The sequence below is a fragment of the Pseudomonas sp. L13 genome, assembly GCF_009935965.1.
Lineage (GTDB): Bacteria > Pseudomonadota > Gammaproteobacteria > Pseudomonadales > Pseudomonadaceae > Aquipseudomonas > Aquipseudomonas lactis.
In genome coordinates, this window is record NZ_QODJ01000022.1 from 37,859 (window position 1) to 53,998 (window position 16,140).

The window sequence follows — 16,140 nt, forward strand, 5'->3', positions numbered from 1 at the left end:
ACGGTCCCGTTTCAACGACTCAGAGGCGTCCACTGACCGAATAAAGAGACCTGCGTGATCACCTGGAAAAACTGCCCACTGCCAGCACGTGTACCCCGCGACTTGAAGCCTTTTCCCGTCCCTCACCACTACATGCGCTGGGCGGAACAACAGCAAGTGCGCCAGATGACAGGTCCGAACGGACGCCCTGCCGGTGAGCATCGCTCGGCAGAGGCGATCATCGAGCACAGTAGCGTGACGAAAAACTTCCTCGAAGGCTGCGATTTCTATCAGGTCGTCGATGACCTCAAGCGACAGGTCGGCGATTGGACTAACGCTAATCCAGACCCCAAAGCTCGAGCCAATGCGGCCTACGATCTGGATAAAGTGCTGCGCTTTCTCGATAACGTCGATGATCGCACCCTCAATGGCAGCGATAGCCGCAATGGCCATATCGAGGGTTTTTCCAACTGTGGCTATGGCGTGGTGAAGCACTCCGAAGCCGACCTGCTCCGGCAATTCTCCTGGTACGGCTACGAGGTGCTGCGCACCCTGCGGACCTGATCGGCCAGCGCGTTAACGGCCGCCGCCCAGGTCAATGAACGTTCCGGTGGAATACGATGCCTTGTCCGACAGTAACCAGATAATTGCCTCCGCCACTTCATCCGGGCGCCCGCCCCGCGCCATCGGGATCCCGGACTCCAGCTTGCTGACCCGGTCCGGGTCGCCGCTCAGGGCATGGAAATCGGTAAAGATATAGCCAGGGCGTACCGCGTTGACACGGATGCCCTCACCTGCGACCTCTTTCGATAGGCCGATAGTGAAGGTATCCAGCGCCCCCTTGGAGGCGGCGTAGTCGACATACTCACCCGGCGAGCCCAGCCGCGCCGCTACTGAGGACACGTTGACGATACTGCCGCCCTGCCCGCCATGGCGGGGCGACATGCGCAACACCGCGTGCTTGGCACACAGGATCGGGCCCAGCACATTGGTCTTGAGGATTTTGAGGATACGAAACTCGGACATCTCATCGACCCGCGACTTGTGCGCCACGGTGCCGGCGTTATTGACCAGCGCAGTGACCCGACCCAACTCCGCATCAACACGATTGAACAGGCCGATCACTTCATCCTCGATGCTGACATCGGCCCGCACGGCAATCGCCTGGGCGCCCAACGCGCGGACCTGATCAAGTACACGGTGAGCAGCGTCTTCATCAGACTGGTAGTTGATGCAGATGCGATAGCCTTGGCGAGCGGCGAGCAATGCTGTCTGGGCGCCAATTCCACGACTGCCCCCCGTGATAATGACGACTTTGTCCATGGCTTCGACCTCCTGATTCAACCGGATGTTTAGGGTTGGATCCAAGAATACAGCCAACAGAGCGTTTTTTCACAGACCCAGGTCAGCACCTTCGCAGCCTGCCTGGCTCAGTGTATAGATCTCTGCTGATGAGACTGGCGCAGGGTGCGATACCGGTTGTGCCCCTCCGGCCACCAAAACCTGCCCGGTAGGCAGGCAAGACGCACTATGCCCAAAGCGCCCGTACGACATCTGTGCTGTCAATGCCCATTGGCCGGAAAAGGGCTCATATAACTCAGCGGTCCGAGCGTTTGCGGGGGTTGAAATTGCGCTGTCACCGATGACCAGCACCTGGCCTGTCGCCAACCTGGTCGCACTGTGATTTTTGCGCGCAACGCACATCACAGACGTCTCCCAACTGTCCGACGTCGGATCATAGGTGTAGGCACAACGTTGTGCCGGCCCAAAAGGCGTATTCGAACCGCCAGCGACCAAGACGCGACCATCCGCCAGCAAGGTCGCCGTATGCTGCATGAGCGCCATGGGCATCGGCTGTGCTTGAGACCACTGCCCGGTTGATACGTGATAAATAAACGCGCTGGACAACGCCACGTTTTGCCGGCCGGAAAAGCCGCCGACGACCAAGACGTTTGTGTCGGCCAATAAAGTGGCCGTGTGATTCATGACATCGACGGGAAGCCAGCGCTGAAGGTGCCAGAGGTCATCAAGCGGATCATATAGCTCAACGCTGTCTTGCACCTGTCCGCCCGAAGGCCCCAGGTTATTTCCGCCGACCACCAGCACCCTGCCTGAATCGAGCAAGGTGGTAGTGTGACTCAAGCGCGGAGTCTGCAACCGCCCTGCCCCCCTCCAGCGATCTGCTGATACGTCATACAACTGTGCATCACTCAGCGCGTAAGACGCATTGCTGCCACCTACGACCAACACCACATCGGACGGCAAAAGCGCAACGCCACAGGTATGACGAGCCACCGGCAGCGACGCTCGTGCAGACCACTCACCCGACCCTTGATTGTAGAGTTCAACGCCACTGGCTCCTGCAATCACCAAAACGCCCAGCCCGGTGGTCACTGCGCAATGCGCATATCGCGGCTCAAGCATTGACCCAGTGCTTTTAAACTCACCTGCAACATTCATATTCATGACGCAAGCGCTCGCGCTATCTTCGTAGCACTCAATCTAACCCTCGGCCTAGGCGGTCGCTACTGTCAGAATTAACAGGCACCGGCAAGATACGGCGCACTCCGTACCGCTCAGCCGTTAGCCTTTTGAATTTCGGCGATGAACTGATCAGCTGGAAGTGGATGACCGAGCAGGTAGCCTTGCAAGGCATTACACCCCAGGCGCGTGAGGAAGCGCTGCTGCACATCGGTCTCCACACCTTCAGCGACAATCCGCAGGCCCAAGGCCTGGCCGAGGGCCACGATGGCCGAGACGATGGCCGCGTCGTCGCTGTCGTGTTCCAGGTCACGCACAAAACCGCGGTCGATCTTCAACTCGTTGGCCGGCAGGCGCTTGAGGTACATCAGGCTGGAGTAACCGGTGCCAAAGTCATCAATGGACAGGTCCACGCCCATGTCCGAGAGCTGCTGCAATACCGTCATGCTCGCGTCGGCATCGCTCATGGCGGTGGTCTCGGTGATTTCCAGCGTGAGGCTATTGGCCGGCAATTGGTGACGCTCCAGCGCGGCCGCTACGCTGTTCACTAACCCGGCATGGCAGAACTGCAACGCCGACAGGTTGACGGCAATACGCCAGCTCTCATAACCCTGGGCGTACCACAGGCGCATCTGCCGGCAGGCTTCATCGAGCACCCACTCGCCGATGGGAATGATCAGCCCGGTTTTTTCCGCCAGTGCAATAAACGTAGCGGGCATCAGCAAGCCCTGTTGCGGATGCTCCCAGCGCAACAGCGCCTCGGCCCCCACGGCAACACCGCTGACGGCGTCGAACTTGGGTTGGTAATGCAAACGAAACTGCCCCTGCTCCAGGGCATTGCGCAGGTCTTGCAGCAATTGCAGTTGTTTGCGCGCGTTGGTGTTCATCGACACATCGAAGAAGCTGTAGCCGTTCTTGCCCATGCCCTTGGCGTGATACATCGCCGCGTCGGCGTTCATCAGCAGTTCCTGGGGGTTATTACCGTTGCCCGGGAACATGGCGATACCGATGCTCGCCGAGATCTGCAACTCATGTTCGGCCACCGTGAAGGTGCGGTTGATCAGGCTCACCTGGCGCTCGGCCAAGCCCATGGCATCGTCGGGCTGGGTGAGCTGCACCAGCAACACAAATTCATCACCGCCGATGCGGGCCAGGGTGTCCTGGCTGCGCAAATCCTCGCGCAGGCGCAAACCGACCTCGCGCAGCAACTGGTCGCCCAGGTGATGGCCAAAGGCATCGTTGACCGGCTTGAAACCATCCAGGTCGATAAACATCAAGGCAAAGCAACCGCCCCGTTCGTTCACCGCCTGGATGCCCTGTTGAATGCGATCAGCCAGCAGCGTGCGGTTAGGCAGGCCGGTGAGCATGTCATGCAGGGCCAGGTGGGTGAGTTCCTGATTGGCCAGGGTCAGGGAATCGGTGAGCACGGCGGTGCGCGCTTCCAGGCGCGCATCCAGCACCGAGGTCAACAACGCAATGACCAGCACCGCCAGCGAAGTGACCAAGACCAGGTTATCCAGGCCCTTGCCACTCAGGCCGGTCAATGCGGCGCCGCAGAAGCTGCCGTCGGCAAAGCGCGCCGCAGCCATCCCGGTGTAGTGCATGCCCACGATGGCCACGCCCATCACCACGGCGGCGCCACCCCGTGCCAGCCGTACATAAGGTGTGTTGCGCCGCAGGTTGAAGGCAATCCACAGCGCGGCGCCGGAAGCCACCACCGCGATCATCAACGAAGCGCCGAACAAGGTCGGGTCGTAATCAATGCCCGGCGTCATGCGCATCGCGGCCATGCCGGTGTAATGCATGCTGGCGATACCGGCGCCCATCACCAGCGCGCCAAATGCCAGTTGCCAGGCCGGCAAGCGTGGCTGGCTGACCAGCCACAACGCAAACCCGCTGGATAGCACGGCGATCAACAGCGAGAACAGGGTAATGGCTACGTCAAAGCCCAGGGCAAACGGCAGGCGCAGGGCCAACATCCCGATAAAGTGCATGGACCAGATGCCGACGCCCATCGCCACTGCGCCACCCGTGATCCATAGATAAACGGCACGTCCCTTGGCGGTCGCGATACGCCCGGCCAGGTCCAACGCGGTGTAGGACGCCAGGATGGCCACGCACAGGGAAATCACGACAAGGGAGGTTGAATAGCTACCGATCAGCATGGGACGTCTCGCAGGCGACCGGCGCAAAAGCCCGTGCCGGGTGGCAAATCGGGCGATTGTAGCGAGTATGAATCCGAGGCAGGTGATTAATTGATCCGTAGGCCATGACCCAGTTTTTGGCGTCAATCGGCTGGCTTCATCAGGGTGTTTTCAACGACGTCACGGACATCAAAATGCGGGGTTATCTGTAGGAGCGAGCTTGCTCGCGGAAAACTGACAGGCGCCGCGTTCATTCAGCGAGCACGCGTTATCGTTGACGTTTTTCGCGAGCAAGCTCGCTCCTACAGTCGGTCACTGCTTTTCAGCCAGGGAGGTCTGGCCGTCCCAGCCTCCGCCCAACGCGGCGATCAATTGCACACTGGCCACCAGGCGCGATTGCAACAAGGTCAATACGCTGCGCTCGTTACTCAGGGCCGTTGCCTGCACCGTGACCACATCCAGGTAGGCAATCAGTCCTGCCTTGTACTGGTTCTCGGTCAAGCGCAAGGATTCACGCGCGGCATCCAGCGCTTCATTGCTGACCACCGCCTCGTCGGCGAGCACCTTGAGCTGCACCATGTAGTTTTCCACCTCACGGAAACCGTCCAGCACGGTCTGGCGGTACTTGGCCACGGTCTCGTCATAGCTGGCCACGCTGCGGTCGACTTCCGCCGAGCGTTGACCGCCATCGAACAGGGTCATCGCCAACTTCGGCCCCACCGACCAGAAGCGGTTCGGCAGGCTGATCCAGTCCTCGTACGTACTGCTGGAATAGCCGCCCTGCAGGCTCAGGCTGAGGTCCGGGTAATAAGCCGCCTTGGCCACGCCGATATTGGCGTTGGCGGCGATGACCGAGCGCTCGGCCGAGGCGATATCGGGGCGACGCTCCAGCAATTGGGACGGCAGGCTCACCGGTATCTGCGGCAGGGCCGGGATGTCTTTGCTCACCGCCAAGTTGAAGTTGGCTGGCGCTTCACCGATCAATACGGCAATGGCGTTTTCCAACTGGGCGCGCTGCCAGATCAGATCAATCAGGCTGGCCTGGGTGGTCTTGAGCTGGGTTTGCGCCTGGGCGATGGCATCCTTGCCAGCCACACCGGCGCGGTATTGGTTTTCGGTCATTTTCAACGAGCGCTGGTAGGTATCCAACGTGGCTTGCAGCAGACGCGTCTGTTCGTCCATGACCCGCAGTTGCAAGTAACTTTGCACCAACTCCGACTGCTGGCTCAGGCGCATCGCGGCCAAGTCCGCGGAGCTTGCCTCGGCGCTGGCTTCGTTGGCCTCCAGGCCACGGCGCAATTTGCCCCAGATATCGGCTTCCCAACTCACGCCTAACTGCGCGTTAAGGGTGTCGCGGATACCGCTGCTGGAGCTGCTGAGGCTGGCGCTACTGCTACCGGTGCCCTGGCTGGCGCGGGTCTTGCCAACGCTCAGGTCAACGCTGGGGTAAAACGCCCCGCGTGAGCTGCGCACCAGGGCCTGTGCCTGGCGAAAACGCGCTTCGGCCTGGGCGACGGTCTGGTTGGAGGCGTTGAGGCGTACCACCAGGTCGTTGAGTTGACGGTCACCGTACAGCTCCCACCAGGCGCCGCGGGCCAGGGAATCGCTGGGGTTGGCCTGGCGCCAGCCCTGGGCCTCTTTGAATTGCACCGGCTCGATGACCTCCGGGCGCTTGTAGTCGGGGCCGATGGCGCAGGCGCTGAGCAACATAGCCAGGCCCACTGTAGGAGCGAGCTTGCTCGCGAAAGCCGTCAACGATAACGCGTTCATTCTGGATGAGCGCGGCGCATGGGCGTTCTTCGCGAGCAAGCTCGCTCCTACAGGGGTTGCAGGGGCGTTGGTTGGGTCGGTCATAGCGCAGTGTCCAGGGCAGCATCGGTACGCACGCCGCGCCAGGCGTTGAAGCGGTGGCGCGCGCGGTCGAGGTAAAGGTAAACCACCGGGGTGGTGTAAAGGGTCAGGATCTGGCTGAACACCAGGCCGCCAATAATGGTCAGGCCCAACGGATGGCGCATTTCTGCACCGTCGCCACTGCCGAGCAGCAACGGCAAGGCACCGAGGATCGCGGCCAGCGTAGTCATCAGGATCGGCCGCAGGCGCAACAGGCAGGCGCTGCGGATCGACTCCAGCGGGCTCATGCCATCGTTGCGCTCCAATTGCAGCGCCAGGTCGATCATCAGGATCGCGTTTTTCTTCACCACGCCGATCAACAGGAACAAGCCCAGCAGCGAGATCAGGCTGAACTCGCCACCCAGCAGGTAGATCGCCAACAACGCGCCGACACCCGCCGACGGCAGCGTCGACAGGATGGTCAGCGGGTGAATGTAGCTTTCATACAAAATACCCAGCACCAGGTACACCGCCACCAGCGCGCCGAGAATCATGAACGGCTGGCCTTTCTGGGTCGCGGCGAAGGCATCGGCGGTGCCGGCCATCTTGGCGATCACGTCTTCGGGCAACCCGACCTTGGCAATCGCACGCTCGATGGCCGCCGTGCCCTGCTCCACCGTGACCCCGGGCGCCATGTCGAAGGCGATATTCTCCGAAGCAAACTGGCCTTCATGGCTGACGCGGTCGTCGGCCAGGCTGTTCTCATAATGGGCAATGGTCGACAACGGCACCCGTGCGCCGTCGGCGGTGATCACCTGCATCTGGTTGAGGGTGATCGGGTCCTGGGCATATTTGGGGTTGACCTCCATCACCACCTGGTACTGGTTGAGGCTGTCGTAGATGGTGGAAATCTGCCGCTGGCTGTAGGCGTTGTTGAGCACCGCCGTGACCATGTCCATGTCGATGCCCAGGCGCTTGGCCTGGTCGCGGTCGACAATCAGCGTGACCTGGGCCGCGCCCCGGCCTTCGCGGGCGTCGATGGCGGTCAGCTCTGGCAATTCACGCATGGCCGCCACCACTTTCGGGTACCACAGGCGCAGCGCGGCCAAGTCACCGCTTTGCAGGATGTAGGAATACTGCGCGCTGGTCTGGTCGCGGCTGCCACCAAACTGCAGGTCCTGGTCGGCCATCAGGAACAAACGCCCGCCCGGGACCAGCGGCACCTCCTTGCGCAGGCGCTCGATCACCGCCTGGGCGGAGATCTTGCGTTCACTGATCGGCTTGAGGCGCACCAGCATCACGGCGTTGTTGGTGCCTTGGTTGCCACCGATAAAACCGGCCACGCTGAGCACCGCCGGGTCCTTGAGCACCGCCTGGCGAAAGATCTCCATCTTCGGCTGCATCACGCTGAACGACAGGCCATCGTCGCCGCGCACGAAACCGATCAACTGGCCGGTGTCCTGCTGGGGCATGAAGGTCTTGGGCACCACCACGTACAGCGCGATATTCACGCCCACGGTGACCAACAGGCTGAGCAAGGTCAGCCGCCGATGGCGCAGCACCCAATCCAGGCTGGTGGCGTAGCCAGCGACCATACGGTCGTTGACCTTCTGGCTCCAGCGCTGCAAACCGGTCTGCCGGTCCTTCACATGTGGCTTCAACCAGCGGGCGCACAGCATGGGCGTCAGGGTCAACGAGACAATCAGCGAAACGATGATCGCCGCCGACAAGGTGATGGAAAACTCGCGGAACAGGTTAGTGACAATCCCGCCCATGAACAGGATGGACAGGAACACCGCCACCAGCGACACGTTCATCGACAGCAAGGTAAAGCCGACTTCCTGGGCGCCCAGGTACGCCGCCTTCATCGGCGGCACACCCTCGTCGATGTGCCGGGAAATGTTCTCCAGCACCACGATGGCATCATCCACCACCAGCCCGGTGGCGAGGATCAACGCCATCAGCGAAAAGTTGTTCAGCGAAAAGCCGTACAGGTACATCACCGCGAAGGTGCCCACCAACGACACCGGCACCGCCAGGGTCGGGATCAGCGAAGCACGGAAGTTACCCAAGAACAGGTACACCACCAGGATCACCAGCCCCACGGCAATCAGCAGGGTCATTTCCGCCTCATGCAGGGTGGCGGTGATCACGGGCGATCGGTCCATGGCCAGGCTGAGCTTGACGCTGGACGGCAACACCGCCTGCAAGGCCGGCAACTGCGCCTTGATCTGCCGCACCGTTTCGATGATGTTGGCGCCGGACTGGCGGTTGATCACCAGCAACACCGCCGAATCATTGTTGAAGAAACCGCTGTTGTAGCGGTCTTCCACGCCATCAGTGATCTTCGCCACGTCCTTGAGGCGCAGGGCGGCGCCGTCCTGGTAGCGAATCAGCAGGGGCTCATAGTCCTTGGCTTTTTCCAACTGGTCGTTGGCCTGGATCTGCCAATTGCGCTCGCTGTCTTCCAGCGAGCCTTTGGGCCGGCGCTGGTTGGCATTGGCGATGGTGTTGCGCACATCGTCCAGGGCAACGCCGTACTGATCGAGGGCCTTGGGTTCCAGTTCGATGCGCACCGCCGGCAGCGAACTGCCGCCGATCTGCACTTCGCCCACACCCGGCACCTGGGACAGGCTCTGGGACAGGATGGTCGAGGCCAGGTCGTACAACTGGCCCTTCTGCAACACGTCAGAGGTCAGCGACAGCACCATGATCGGCGCCTGGGATGGGTTGATCTTCTTGTAGGTGGGCATGCTGCGCATACCACTGGGCAGCAGGTTGCGCGACGCGTTGATGGCCGCCTGCACTTCGCGCGCCGCGCCGTTGATGTCGCGGTCGGAATCGAACGCCAGAATCACCCGCGTCGAGCCCTGGCTCGACGAACTGCTCATGGTGGTGATACCGGCAATCGCGCCGAATGAGCGCTCCAGCGGCGTGGCCACCGTAGACGCCATCACCTCGGGGCTGGCACCGGGCAAGCTGGCCGACACCACAATCACCGGGAAGTCGATCTGCGGCAATGGCGACACCGGCAGCAGGTTGAAGCTGACGCCACCGAGCAACATGATCGCCAGGCTCAGCAGCATGGTGGCGACCGGCCGGCGGATGAAAGGTCCGGACAGGTTCATGGCTCAACCGGCTCCAGGCGTTGCGGCTCTTTGCGCCAGCGCCGGCCAAGACGATCGAAGTACAGGTAGATCACCGGCGTGGTGAACAGCGTCAATACCTGGCTCACCAGCAAGCCACCGACCATCACCAGGCCCAGGGGCTGGCGCAGTTCGGCCCCGGAGCCACTGGCGAGCATCAACGGCACCGCACCGAACAAGGCGGCCAGGGTGGTCATCAGGATCGGCCGGAAGCGCAACAGCGCGGCCTGGTAGATCGCGGTCTGCGGGTCCAGGCCCTGGTTACGTTCGGCGTCGAGGGCGAAGTCGATCATCATGATCGCGTTCTTTTTCACGATACCGATCAGCAGGATGATGCCGATGATCGCAATCATGCCCAGGTCATTGCCGCTGAGCAGCAACGCCAGCAAGGCCCCCACCGCCGCCGACGGCAAGGTCGAGAGGATGGTGATCGGGTGGATATAGCTCTCATAGAGCACACCGAGCACGATGTACATGGTGACCACCGCCGCCAGGATCAACAGCAAGGTGCTCGACAATGAGGCTTCGAACGCCTGGGCCGCGCCCTGGAACTGGGTTTGCACGCCCACCGGCATGCCGATGTCCTTCTGGGTCTGGTTGATCAATTCCACACCTTTACCCAGCGCCACGCCGGGCGCCAGGTTGAACGACATCATCACCGCCGGGAACTGGCCGATATGGGCAATTGCCAACTGCGCCTGGCGCTGCTCCACATGGGCCAGGCTCGACAGGCGTACCTGGCCACCGTCGGTGGTCTTCACATGGATCTGGTTGAGAGCCGCCGGGCCGAGGGTTTCGCCGGACTGGGCCTGCAACACCACTCGGTACTGGCTGGCCTGGGTGTAGATGGTGGAGATCTGCCGCTGGCCGAAGGCGTCATACAACGCATCGGTGATGGTAGAGACACTCACGCCCAGGCGCGAGGCCGCATCGCGGTCAATCACCAGGTACACCTGCAAGCCTTTGTCCTGCAGGTCGCTGGCGACGTCTGTGAGTTCCGGCAACTGGCTGAGGGCGTGTACCAGCTTGCCGCTCCACAATGCCAACAACTCGGCGTCTGGCGAAGACATGCTGAACTGGTACTGGGTACGGCTGACCCGGTCCTCGATGGTGAGGTCCTGCACCGGCTGCATGAACAGGCGGATGCCCACCAGCTTGTCGATCTGCGGTTGCAGGCGGGTGATCACCTGGGCGGCGCTCAAGTCGCGCTGGCCGTGGGCCTTGAGGTTGATCAGCAAGCGGCCGCTGCTGAGGGTGGCGTTATCGCCGTCCACACCAATGTAGGACGACAGGCTCTCGACCGCCGGGTCGGCGAGGATGATCTTCGCCAACTCCTGCTGGCGTTGGCTCATGGCCGCAAAGGAAATCGACTGCGGCGCTTCGGAAATGCCCTGGATCACCCCGGTGTCCTGCACCGGGAAAAAACCCTTGGGCACCACCAGGTACAGCACCACCGTAAGCCCCAGGGTAGCGATGGCCACCAGCAACGTCAGCGGCTGGTGCTTGAGCACCCATTGCAGCTTGCGGCCATAGGCTTCGATCAACCAGTCAATCCAGGCGCCGCTGGCTTTGTAGAAGCGGCCCTGCTCTTCTTCCTTGGGTTCGCGCTTGAGCAGGCGCGCGCACATCATGGGCGTAAGGGTCAGGGACACCACCAGGGAAATCAGGATCGCCACGGCCAGGGTGATGGCAAATTCACGGAACAGCCGCCCGACCACATCAGCCATGAACAGCAGCGGGATCAACACCGCAATCAGCGACAAGGTCAGGGATATCAGGGTGAAACCGATCTGCTTGGCGCCCTTGAGCGCAGCCGCCATCGGCGTCTCGCCTTCCTCGATATAGCGCGAGATGTTCTCCAGCATCACGATGGCGTCGTCCACCACAAACCCGGTGGCGATGGTCAGGGCCATCAGCGTCAGGTTATTGATGGAGAATCCGGCCAGGTACATCACGCCAAAGGTGCCCACCAGGGACAGCGGCACGGCGATGGACGGAATGATCGTGGCGCTGACGCGGCGCAGGAACAGGAACGTCACCATCACCACCAGGGCAATGGCGATCAGAAGCTCATGTTGTACGTCTTTGACCGAGGCGCGGATGGTCTGGGTACGGTCGGTGAGCACCGTCACGTCCAGGCCGGCCGGCAGGTTGTCGGTGATGCTCGGCAGCAGCGCCTTGATGCGGTCCACCACCTCGATCACGTTGGCGCCTGGCTGGCGCTGGATATTGAGCAGCACGGCCTGGTTCTCGTTGGCCCAGGCGGCGAGACGCTCGTTTTCGGCGCCGTCGACGATCTGCGCCACATCCTTGAGCCGCAGCGGCGCGCCATTGTTGTAGGCCAGGATCAGTTCGGCATATTGCTCAGGCGAGACCAACTGGTCGTTGGCGTCGAGCATCGACACGCGGGTGGGGCCGTCAAAGTTACCCTTGGGCTGGTTGACGTTGGAGGCGGCGATCAGGGCGCGCACGTCCGAGAGGTTCAAGCCATTGGCCGCCAGGGCCTCGGGGTTGACCTTGATGCGCACGGCCTGGCGCTGGCCACCAGCGATGCTGACCATGCCGACGCCGCTGATCTGCGCGATTTTCTGCGCCATGCGCGTGTCGACCAGATCGTTGAGCTTGGGCAGCAACATGGTTTTGGAGGTGATTGCCAGGGTCAGCACCGGGGTATCCGCCGGGTTGACCTTGTTGTACACCGGCGGCGCCGGCAAGTCCTTGGGCAGCAGGTTGGTGGCGGCGTTGATCGCGGCCTGCACCTGTTGCTCGGCCACATCCATATTGATGTCGAGGTTGAAACGCAGGGTCAGCACCGAGGCACCGCCGGAGCTGGTGGACGCCATCTGGGTCAGCCCGGGCATCTGCCCGAACTGGCGCTCCAGCGGTGCGGTGACCGCGCTGGTCATCACATCGGGGCTGGCGCCGGGGTACAGGGTCATCACCCGGATGGTCGGGTAATCCACCTGGGGCAACGCCGACACCGGCAGCAGGCGGTACGCGATGATGCCGGCCAGGACAATGGCCAGCATGCTCAGCGTGGTGGCGACCGGGCGAAGGATGAACAGGCGCGACAGGTTCATGAACCGACCTTTTGCGCCTTGCCGGCATCAGCACCGGTCTCCCCTTTTGCTGCGGGCTTGCCTTGCAGGTGTTCGGTCGGGGTAGTCGGCACTTCGCTGCTGGCGTTGACCACTTCGATCTCGCTGCCGTCCTTGAGGCGGTCAGTACCTTCCAGCACCACGCGGTCGCCAGCGGCCAGGCCTTCCTTGATCACGGTGTTTTCGCCATCGGTGTCGCCCACCACCAGCGGCTGGACCTTGACCTTCTTGTCGCCGTCGAGCTTGTAGACAAAGGTGCCATTGTTGCCGAACTGGATCGCCGCGGAAGGCGCCAGCACCACGTTGTTCAAGGTATCGGCCAGCAGGTGCACATTGACGAACTGGTTGGGAAACAGCGCCTGGTCCTTATTATCGAAACGCGCCTTGAATTTCAGCGTGCCGGTAGTCACGTCAATCTGGTTGTCCAGGCTTTGCAGTACACCGACCGCCTGTTTTTTCACGTCGCTACGGTCCCAGGCTTCCACGGGCAACTTGTTACCGGCGTGGTAACGGGCCAGCACGGTTTCCAGGGTATTTTCCGGCAGGGTGAAAGCCACGCTGATCGGCTGGGTCTGGGTGATCACCGCCAGGGCGGTGGTGTCGTTGGCGGCCACCAGGTTGCCGACGTCAAGCTGGCGCAAACCGACGCGGCCACTGATGGGCGCGCGGATCTTGGTGAATTCCAGGTTGAGTTTGGCGTCGTCCACCGCGCCCTGGTTGGTCTTGACCGTGCCCTGGTATTGCAGAACCAGCGCTTCGGCGGTGTCCAGGGTTTGCTTGGCGATACTGTCCTGGGCGTACAGGTCGCGATAACGCTGCACATCAACCTGGGCGTTCTTCAACTGGGCCTGGTTCTGCAGCAAGGTGCCCTGGGCCTGGAGCAAAGCGTTCTGGTAGCTGCGTGGGTCGATTTCTGCCAGCAGGTCGCCGGCCTTGACCATCTGCCCTTCCTCGAAGGCGATCTTGACCAGCTCACCGCCCACCCGGCTGCGCACATTAATGGTGTTCAGCGCAGTGACGGTGCCCAGCGCCTTGTAGTACACCGGAAACTCCCCCAGCACCGCCGGTGCCACACGCACCGGCACCGGCCCGGTGGAACCACCGAAGCCCGGGCGCGCCATGCCGGTCTTGCCCGTGTGCCCCGCCGGAGCATCTTTATGGGCCGCGCCACTGGGCCAGAATTTCCAGCACAGGCCGGCGATAACCAGCAGCACGAGCAGGCCAAACAGCCAGCGGCGGGAGTTGCGGGAGGAGGATTGCATGGAGTGATCAACCATTGGGGGTGAGAGCTTCTTCTTCGGGAGGCTGAAAGATAAGCACTGGGGTGCGTTTAGAAAAGCACCTTTACCGGCTATTTACCTTAGGCTTACAACGTTTAACTTTTGATCTTAGTCCACCGGCTATTTCGCTAAGCCGCTGACGCTCAAATAAAAACGGCCTGGACTAGGCCAGGCCGCAATCATGCATCATACGTGTTACTGCCAAACGACAGTCATACGTAGAAACAGTTACTTCAACACAGCCAGGGCGGCGTCGTAGTTTGGCTCTTCAGCGATTTCCTTGACCAACTCGCTGTGCAGCACGTTGTCGTTTTCGTCCAGTACCACGACAGCGCGTGCGGTCAGGCCCTGCAGCGGGCCGTCAGCGATGGAAACACCATAGTCAACGGCGAAGTCGGCGTTGCGGAAATCCGACAGGTTCTTCACGTTTTCCAGGCCTTCGGAACCACAGAAACGCGCTTGGGCGAATGGCAGGTCGGAGGAGATGCACAGCACCACGGTGTTGGCCACATCGTTGGCCTGGGCGTTGAACTTGCGCACCGAAGTGGCGCAGGTTGGGGTGTCAACGCTTGGGAAGATGTTCAGCACTTTGCGCTTGCCGGCAAAGGTAGCCAGGGTGGCGTTGGACAGATCGCCGGCGGTCAGGGTGAAGTCTGCAGCTTTGGCGCCGACTTTCGGCAATTGGCCTTCAACCTGGACCGGGTTGCCTTTAAGGGTGACTTGAGCCATGAACGGAATCCTTATGCTGGGTTTGGTTAAACGAATTCGAGAGGCGGAAGTTAACCACAAAGTGCCGAAGCTACCTACCGCCAGACACAAATTGTCATGTCCTGAGGTTGTGGTTTAATTGCGCGCTTTTCGCCTGCCCTTCTAAGGAAACCTTCGTCGATGAATCAGCCCGCCACCAAAGTCCTGGTCATTGGCTACGTCTGGCCCGAGCCCCGCTCCTCGGCAGCGGGCGGGCATATGATGCAAATCCTTGAGAGCTTTCTTACGCAAGGTTGGGACATTACCTTCAGCAGCCCCGCCACCATCGGCGAGCACAAGGCCGACTTGCCGGCACTCGGAATCGCCGAACGCGCCATCGAACTCAATAACAGCAGTTTCGATGATTTTGTCCGCGAACTGGCCCCGGATATCGTGCTGTTCGACCGTTTCATGATGGAGGAGCAATTCGGCTGGCGCGTGGAACAATGCTGCCCCGACGCGCTGCGGGTGCTGGAGACCTCCGACCTGCAAAGCCTGCGCGACGCCCGCCACCAGCGTTTTAAAGAACAAGTAAAAGCCAACCCCGACAGCGACGACTTCAGCGCCCTGTTCGCGCCGGCATTGGAGGACGAGTTCCAGCGCATGGCCAATACCGACCTGGCCAAACGCGAAATCGCCGCCATTTACCGCTGTGACATCAGCCTGATGATCTCCGACGTGGAGATCCGCCTGCTCACCGAACAGTTCAAAGTGCCTGCCACCCTGCTCCACTGGTGCCCGTTGATGCTGCAACCGCCCACCGACGCATTTGCACCCTTTGAAGACCGTGCGCATTTCCTCAGCATCGGCAACTTCCGCCACGCGCCCAACTGGGATGCGGTGCTATGGATGAAGCACAGCCTGTGGCCGCTGATTCGCCAACAACTGCCGGGCGCGCAGTTGCATATCTACGGCGCCTACACCCCGCCCAAGGCCACCGCTCTGCACAACCCGGCGCAGGGCTTTCATGTGATGAACTGGGCCGAAGATGCGCTGCAAGTCATGACCGCCGCGCGCATTTGCCTGGCACCGCTGCGCTTTGGCGCCGGCATCAAGGGCAAGTTGGTCGATGCGATGTTGTGCGGCACGCCGAATGTCACCACCCCCATCGGCGCCGAGGCCATGGGCGATGACCAGCCCTGGCCCGGCGTGATCGCAGAGGACGCCCCGGCCCTGGCCGCCGCTGCCGTGGCCCTTTACCAAAACCGCGAGCGCTGGACCCAGGCCCAGGAACAAGGGCGCCAACTCCTGGCCCGGCGGTATGACCAGGACCTCCACGGGCCCGCCTTGGTGGAATGCCTGGAACGTTGCCGCAGCAACCTTGCCGCCCATCGCCGAGACAACTTCACCGGCAGCATGCTGCGCCACCACGCGCATAAAAGTACCCAGTACATGTCCCAGTGGATCGAGGCCAAAAACCGCACCCTATAAACAC

General features: G+C 61.6%; 10 protein-coding genes. 2 read left to right on the forward strand and 8 right to left on the reverse strand.

The window, feature by feature from the left end; translation table 11 throughout:
• Positions 1-54: 54 nt before the first annotated feature.
• The gene (locus DK871_RS13260; RefSeq protein WP_309137757.1) at positions 55-543 is read left to right on the forward strand and encodes a hypothetical protein; all 489 of its coding nucleotides are present in this window, start codon (positions 55-57) and stop codon (positions 541-543) included.
• A 12-nt stretch (positions 544-555) separates the two neighbouring features.
• On the opposite strand, the gene DK871_RS13265 is transcribed toward DK871_RS13260, so the two are convergent.
• From DK871_RS13265 to tpx, 8 genes are all read right to left on the reverse strand, one after another.
• Positions 556-1,302 carry an SDR family oxidoreductase gene (locus DK871_RS13265; protein WP_161905359.1) on the reverse strand — a complete coding sequence of 249 codons (747 nt, stop codon included), beginning with the start codon at positions 1,300-1,302 and terminating at the stop codon, positions 556-558.
• 69 nt (positions 1,303-1,371) lie between these two features.
• On the reverse strand, positions 1,372-2,445 hold the full coding sequence (locus tag DK871_RS13270; RefSeq protein ID WP_161905360.1) for a kelch repeat-containing protein: 1,074 nt from the start codon (positions 2,443-2,445) through the stop codon (positions 1,372-1,374).
• 110 nt (positions 2,446-2,555) lie between these two features.
• Positions 2,556-4,625, reverse strand: a complete 2,070-nt coding sequence (locus DK871_RS13275; protein WP_161905361.1) for a bifunctional diguanylate cyclase/phosphodiesterase — start codon at positions 4,623-4,625, stop codon at positions 2,556-2,558.
• Positions 4,626-4,916: 291 nt separating this feature from the next.
• On the reverse strand, positions 4,917-6,458 hold the full coding sequence (locus DK871_RS13280) for an efflux transporter outer membrane subunit (RefSeq protein WP_161905362.1): 1,542 nt from the start codon (positions 6,456-6,458) through the stop codon (positions 4,917-4,919).
• The gene (locus DK871_RS13285) at positions 6,455-9,562 is read right to left on the reverse strand and encodes an efflux RND transporter permease subunit (protein WP_161905363.1); all 3,108 of its coding nucleotides are present in this window, start codon (positions 9,560-9,562) and stop codon (positions 6,455-6,457) included. Before DK871_RS13285 ends, DK871_RS13280 begins: the two co-directional genes overlap by 4 nt.
• Complete coding sequence (locus tag DK871_RS13290) at positions 9,559-12,660, reverse strand: MdtB/MuxB family multidrug efflux RND transporter permease subunit (protein ID WP_161905364.1); 3,102 nt, start codon at positions 12,658-12,660, stop codon at positions 9,559-9,561. Before DK871_RS13290 ends, DK871_RS13285 begins: the two co-directional genes overlap by 4 nt.
• The gene (locus DK871_RS13295) at positions 12,657-13,955 is read right to left on the reverse strand and encodes an MdtA/MuxA family multidrug efflux RND transporter periplasmic adaptor subunit (RefSeq protein ID WP_003190969.1); all 1,299 of its coding nucleotides are present in this window, start codon (positions 13,953-13,955) and stop codon (positions 12,657-12,659) included. The genes DK871_RS13290 and DK871_RS13295 overlap by 4 nt, the downstream gene beginning before the upstream one ends.
• A 231-nt stretch (positions 13,956-14,186) precedes the next feature.
• Positions 14,187-14,687 (reverse strand): thiol peroxidase, encoded by a 501-nt coding sequence (gene tpx, locus DK871_RS13300; protein ID WP_014718696.1) that lies wholly within the window; start codon positions 14,685-14,687, stop codon positions 14,187-14,189.
• A 159-nt stretch (positions 14,688-14,846) separates the two neighbouring features.
• Between tpx and DK871_RS13305 the strand changes: the two genes are divergently transcribed.
• Complete coding sequence (locus DK871_RS13305) at positions 14,847-16,136, forward strand: glycosyltransferase (RefSeq protein ID WP_161905365.1); 1,290 nt, start codon at positions 14,847-14,849, stop codon at positions 16,134-16,136.
• The last annotated feature ends 4 nt before the right edge of the window (positions 16,137-16,140 follow it).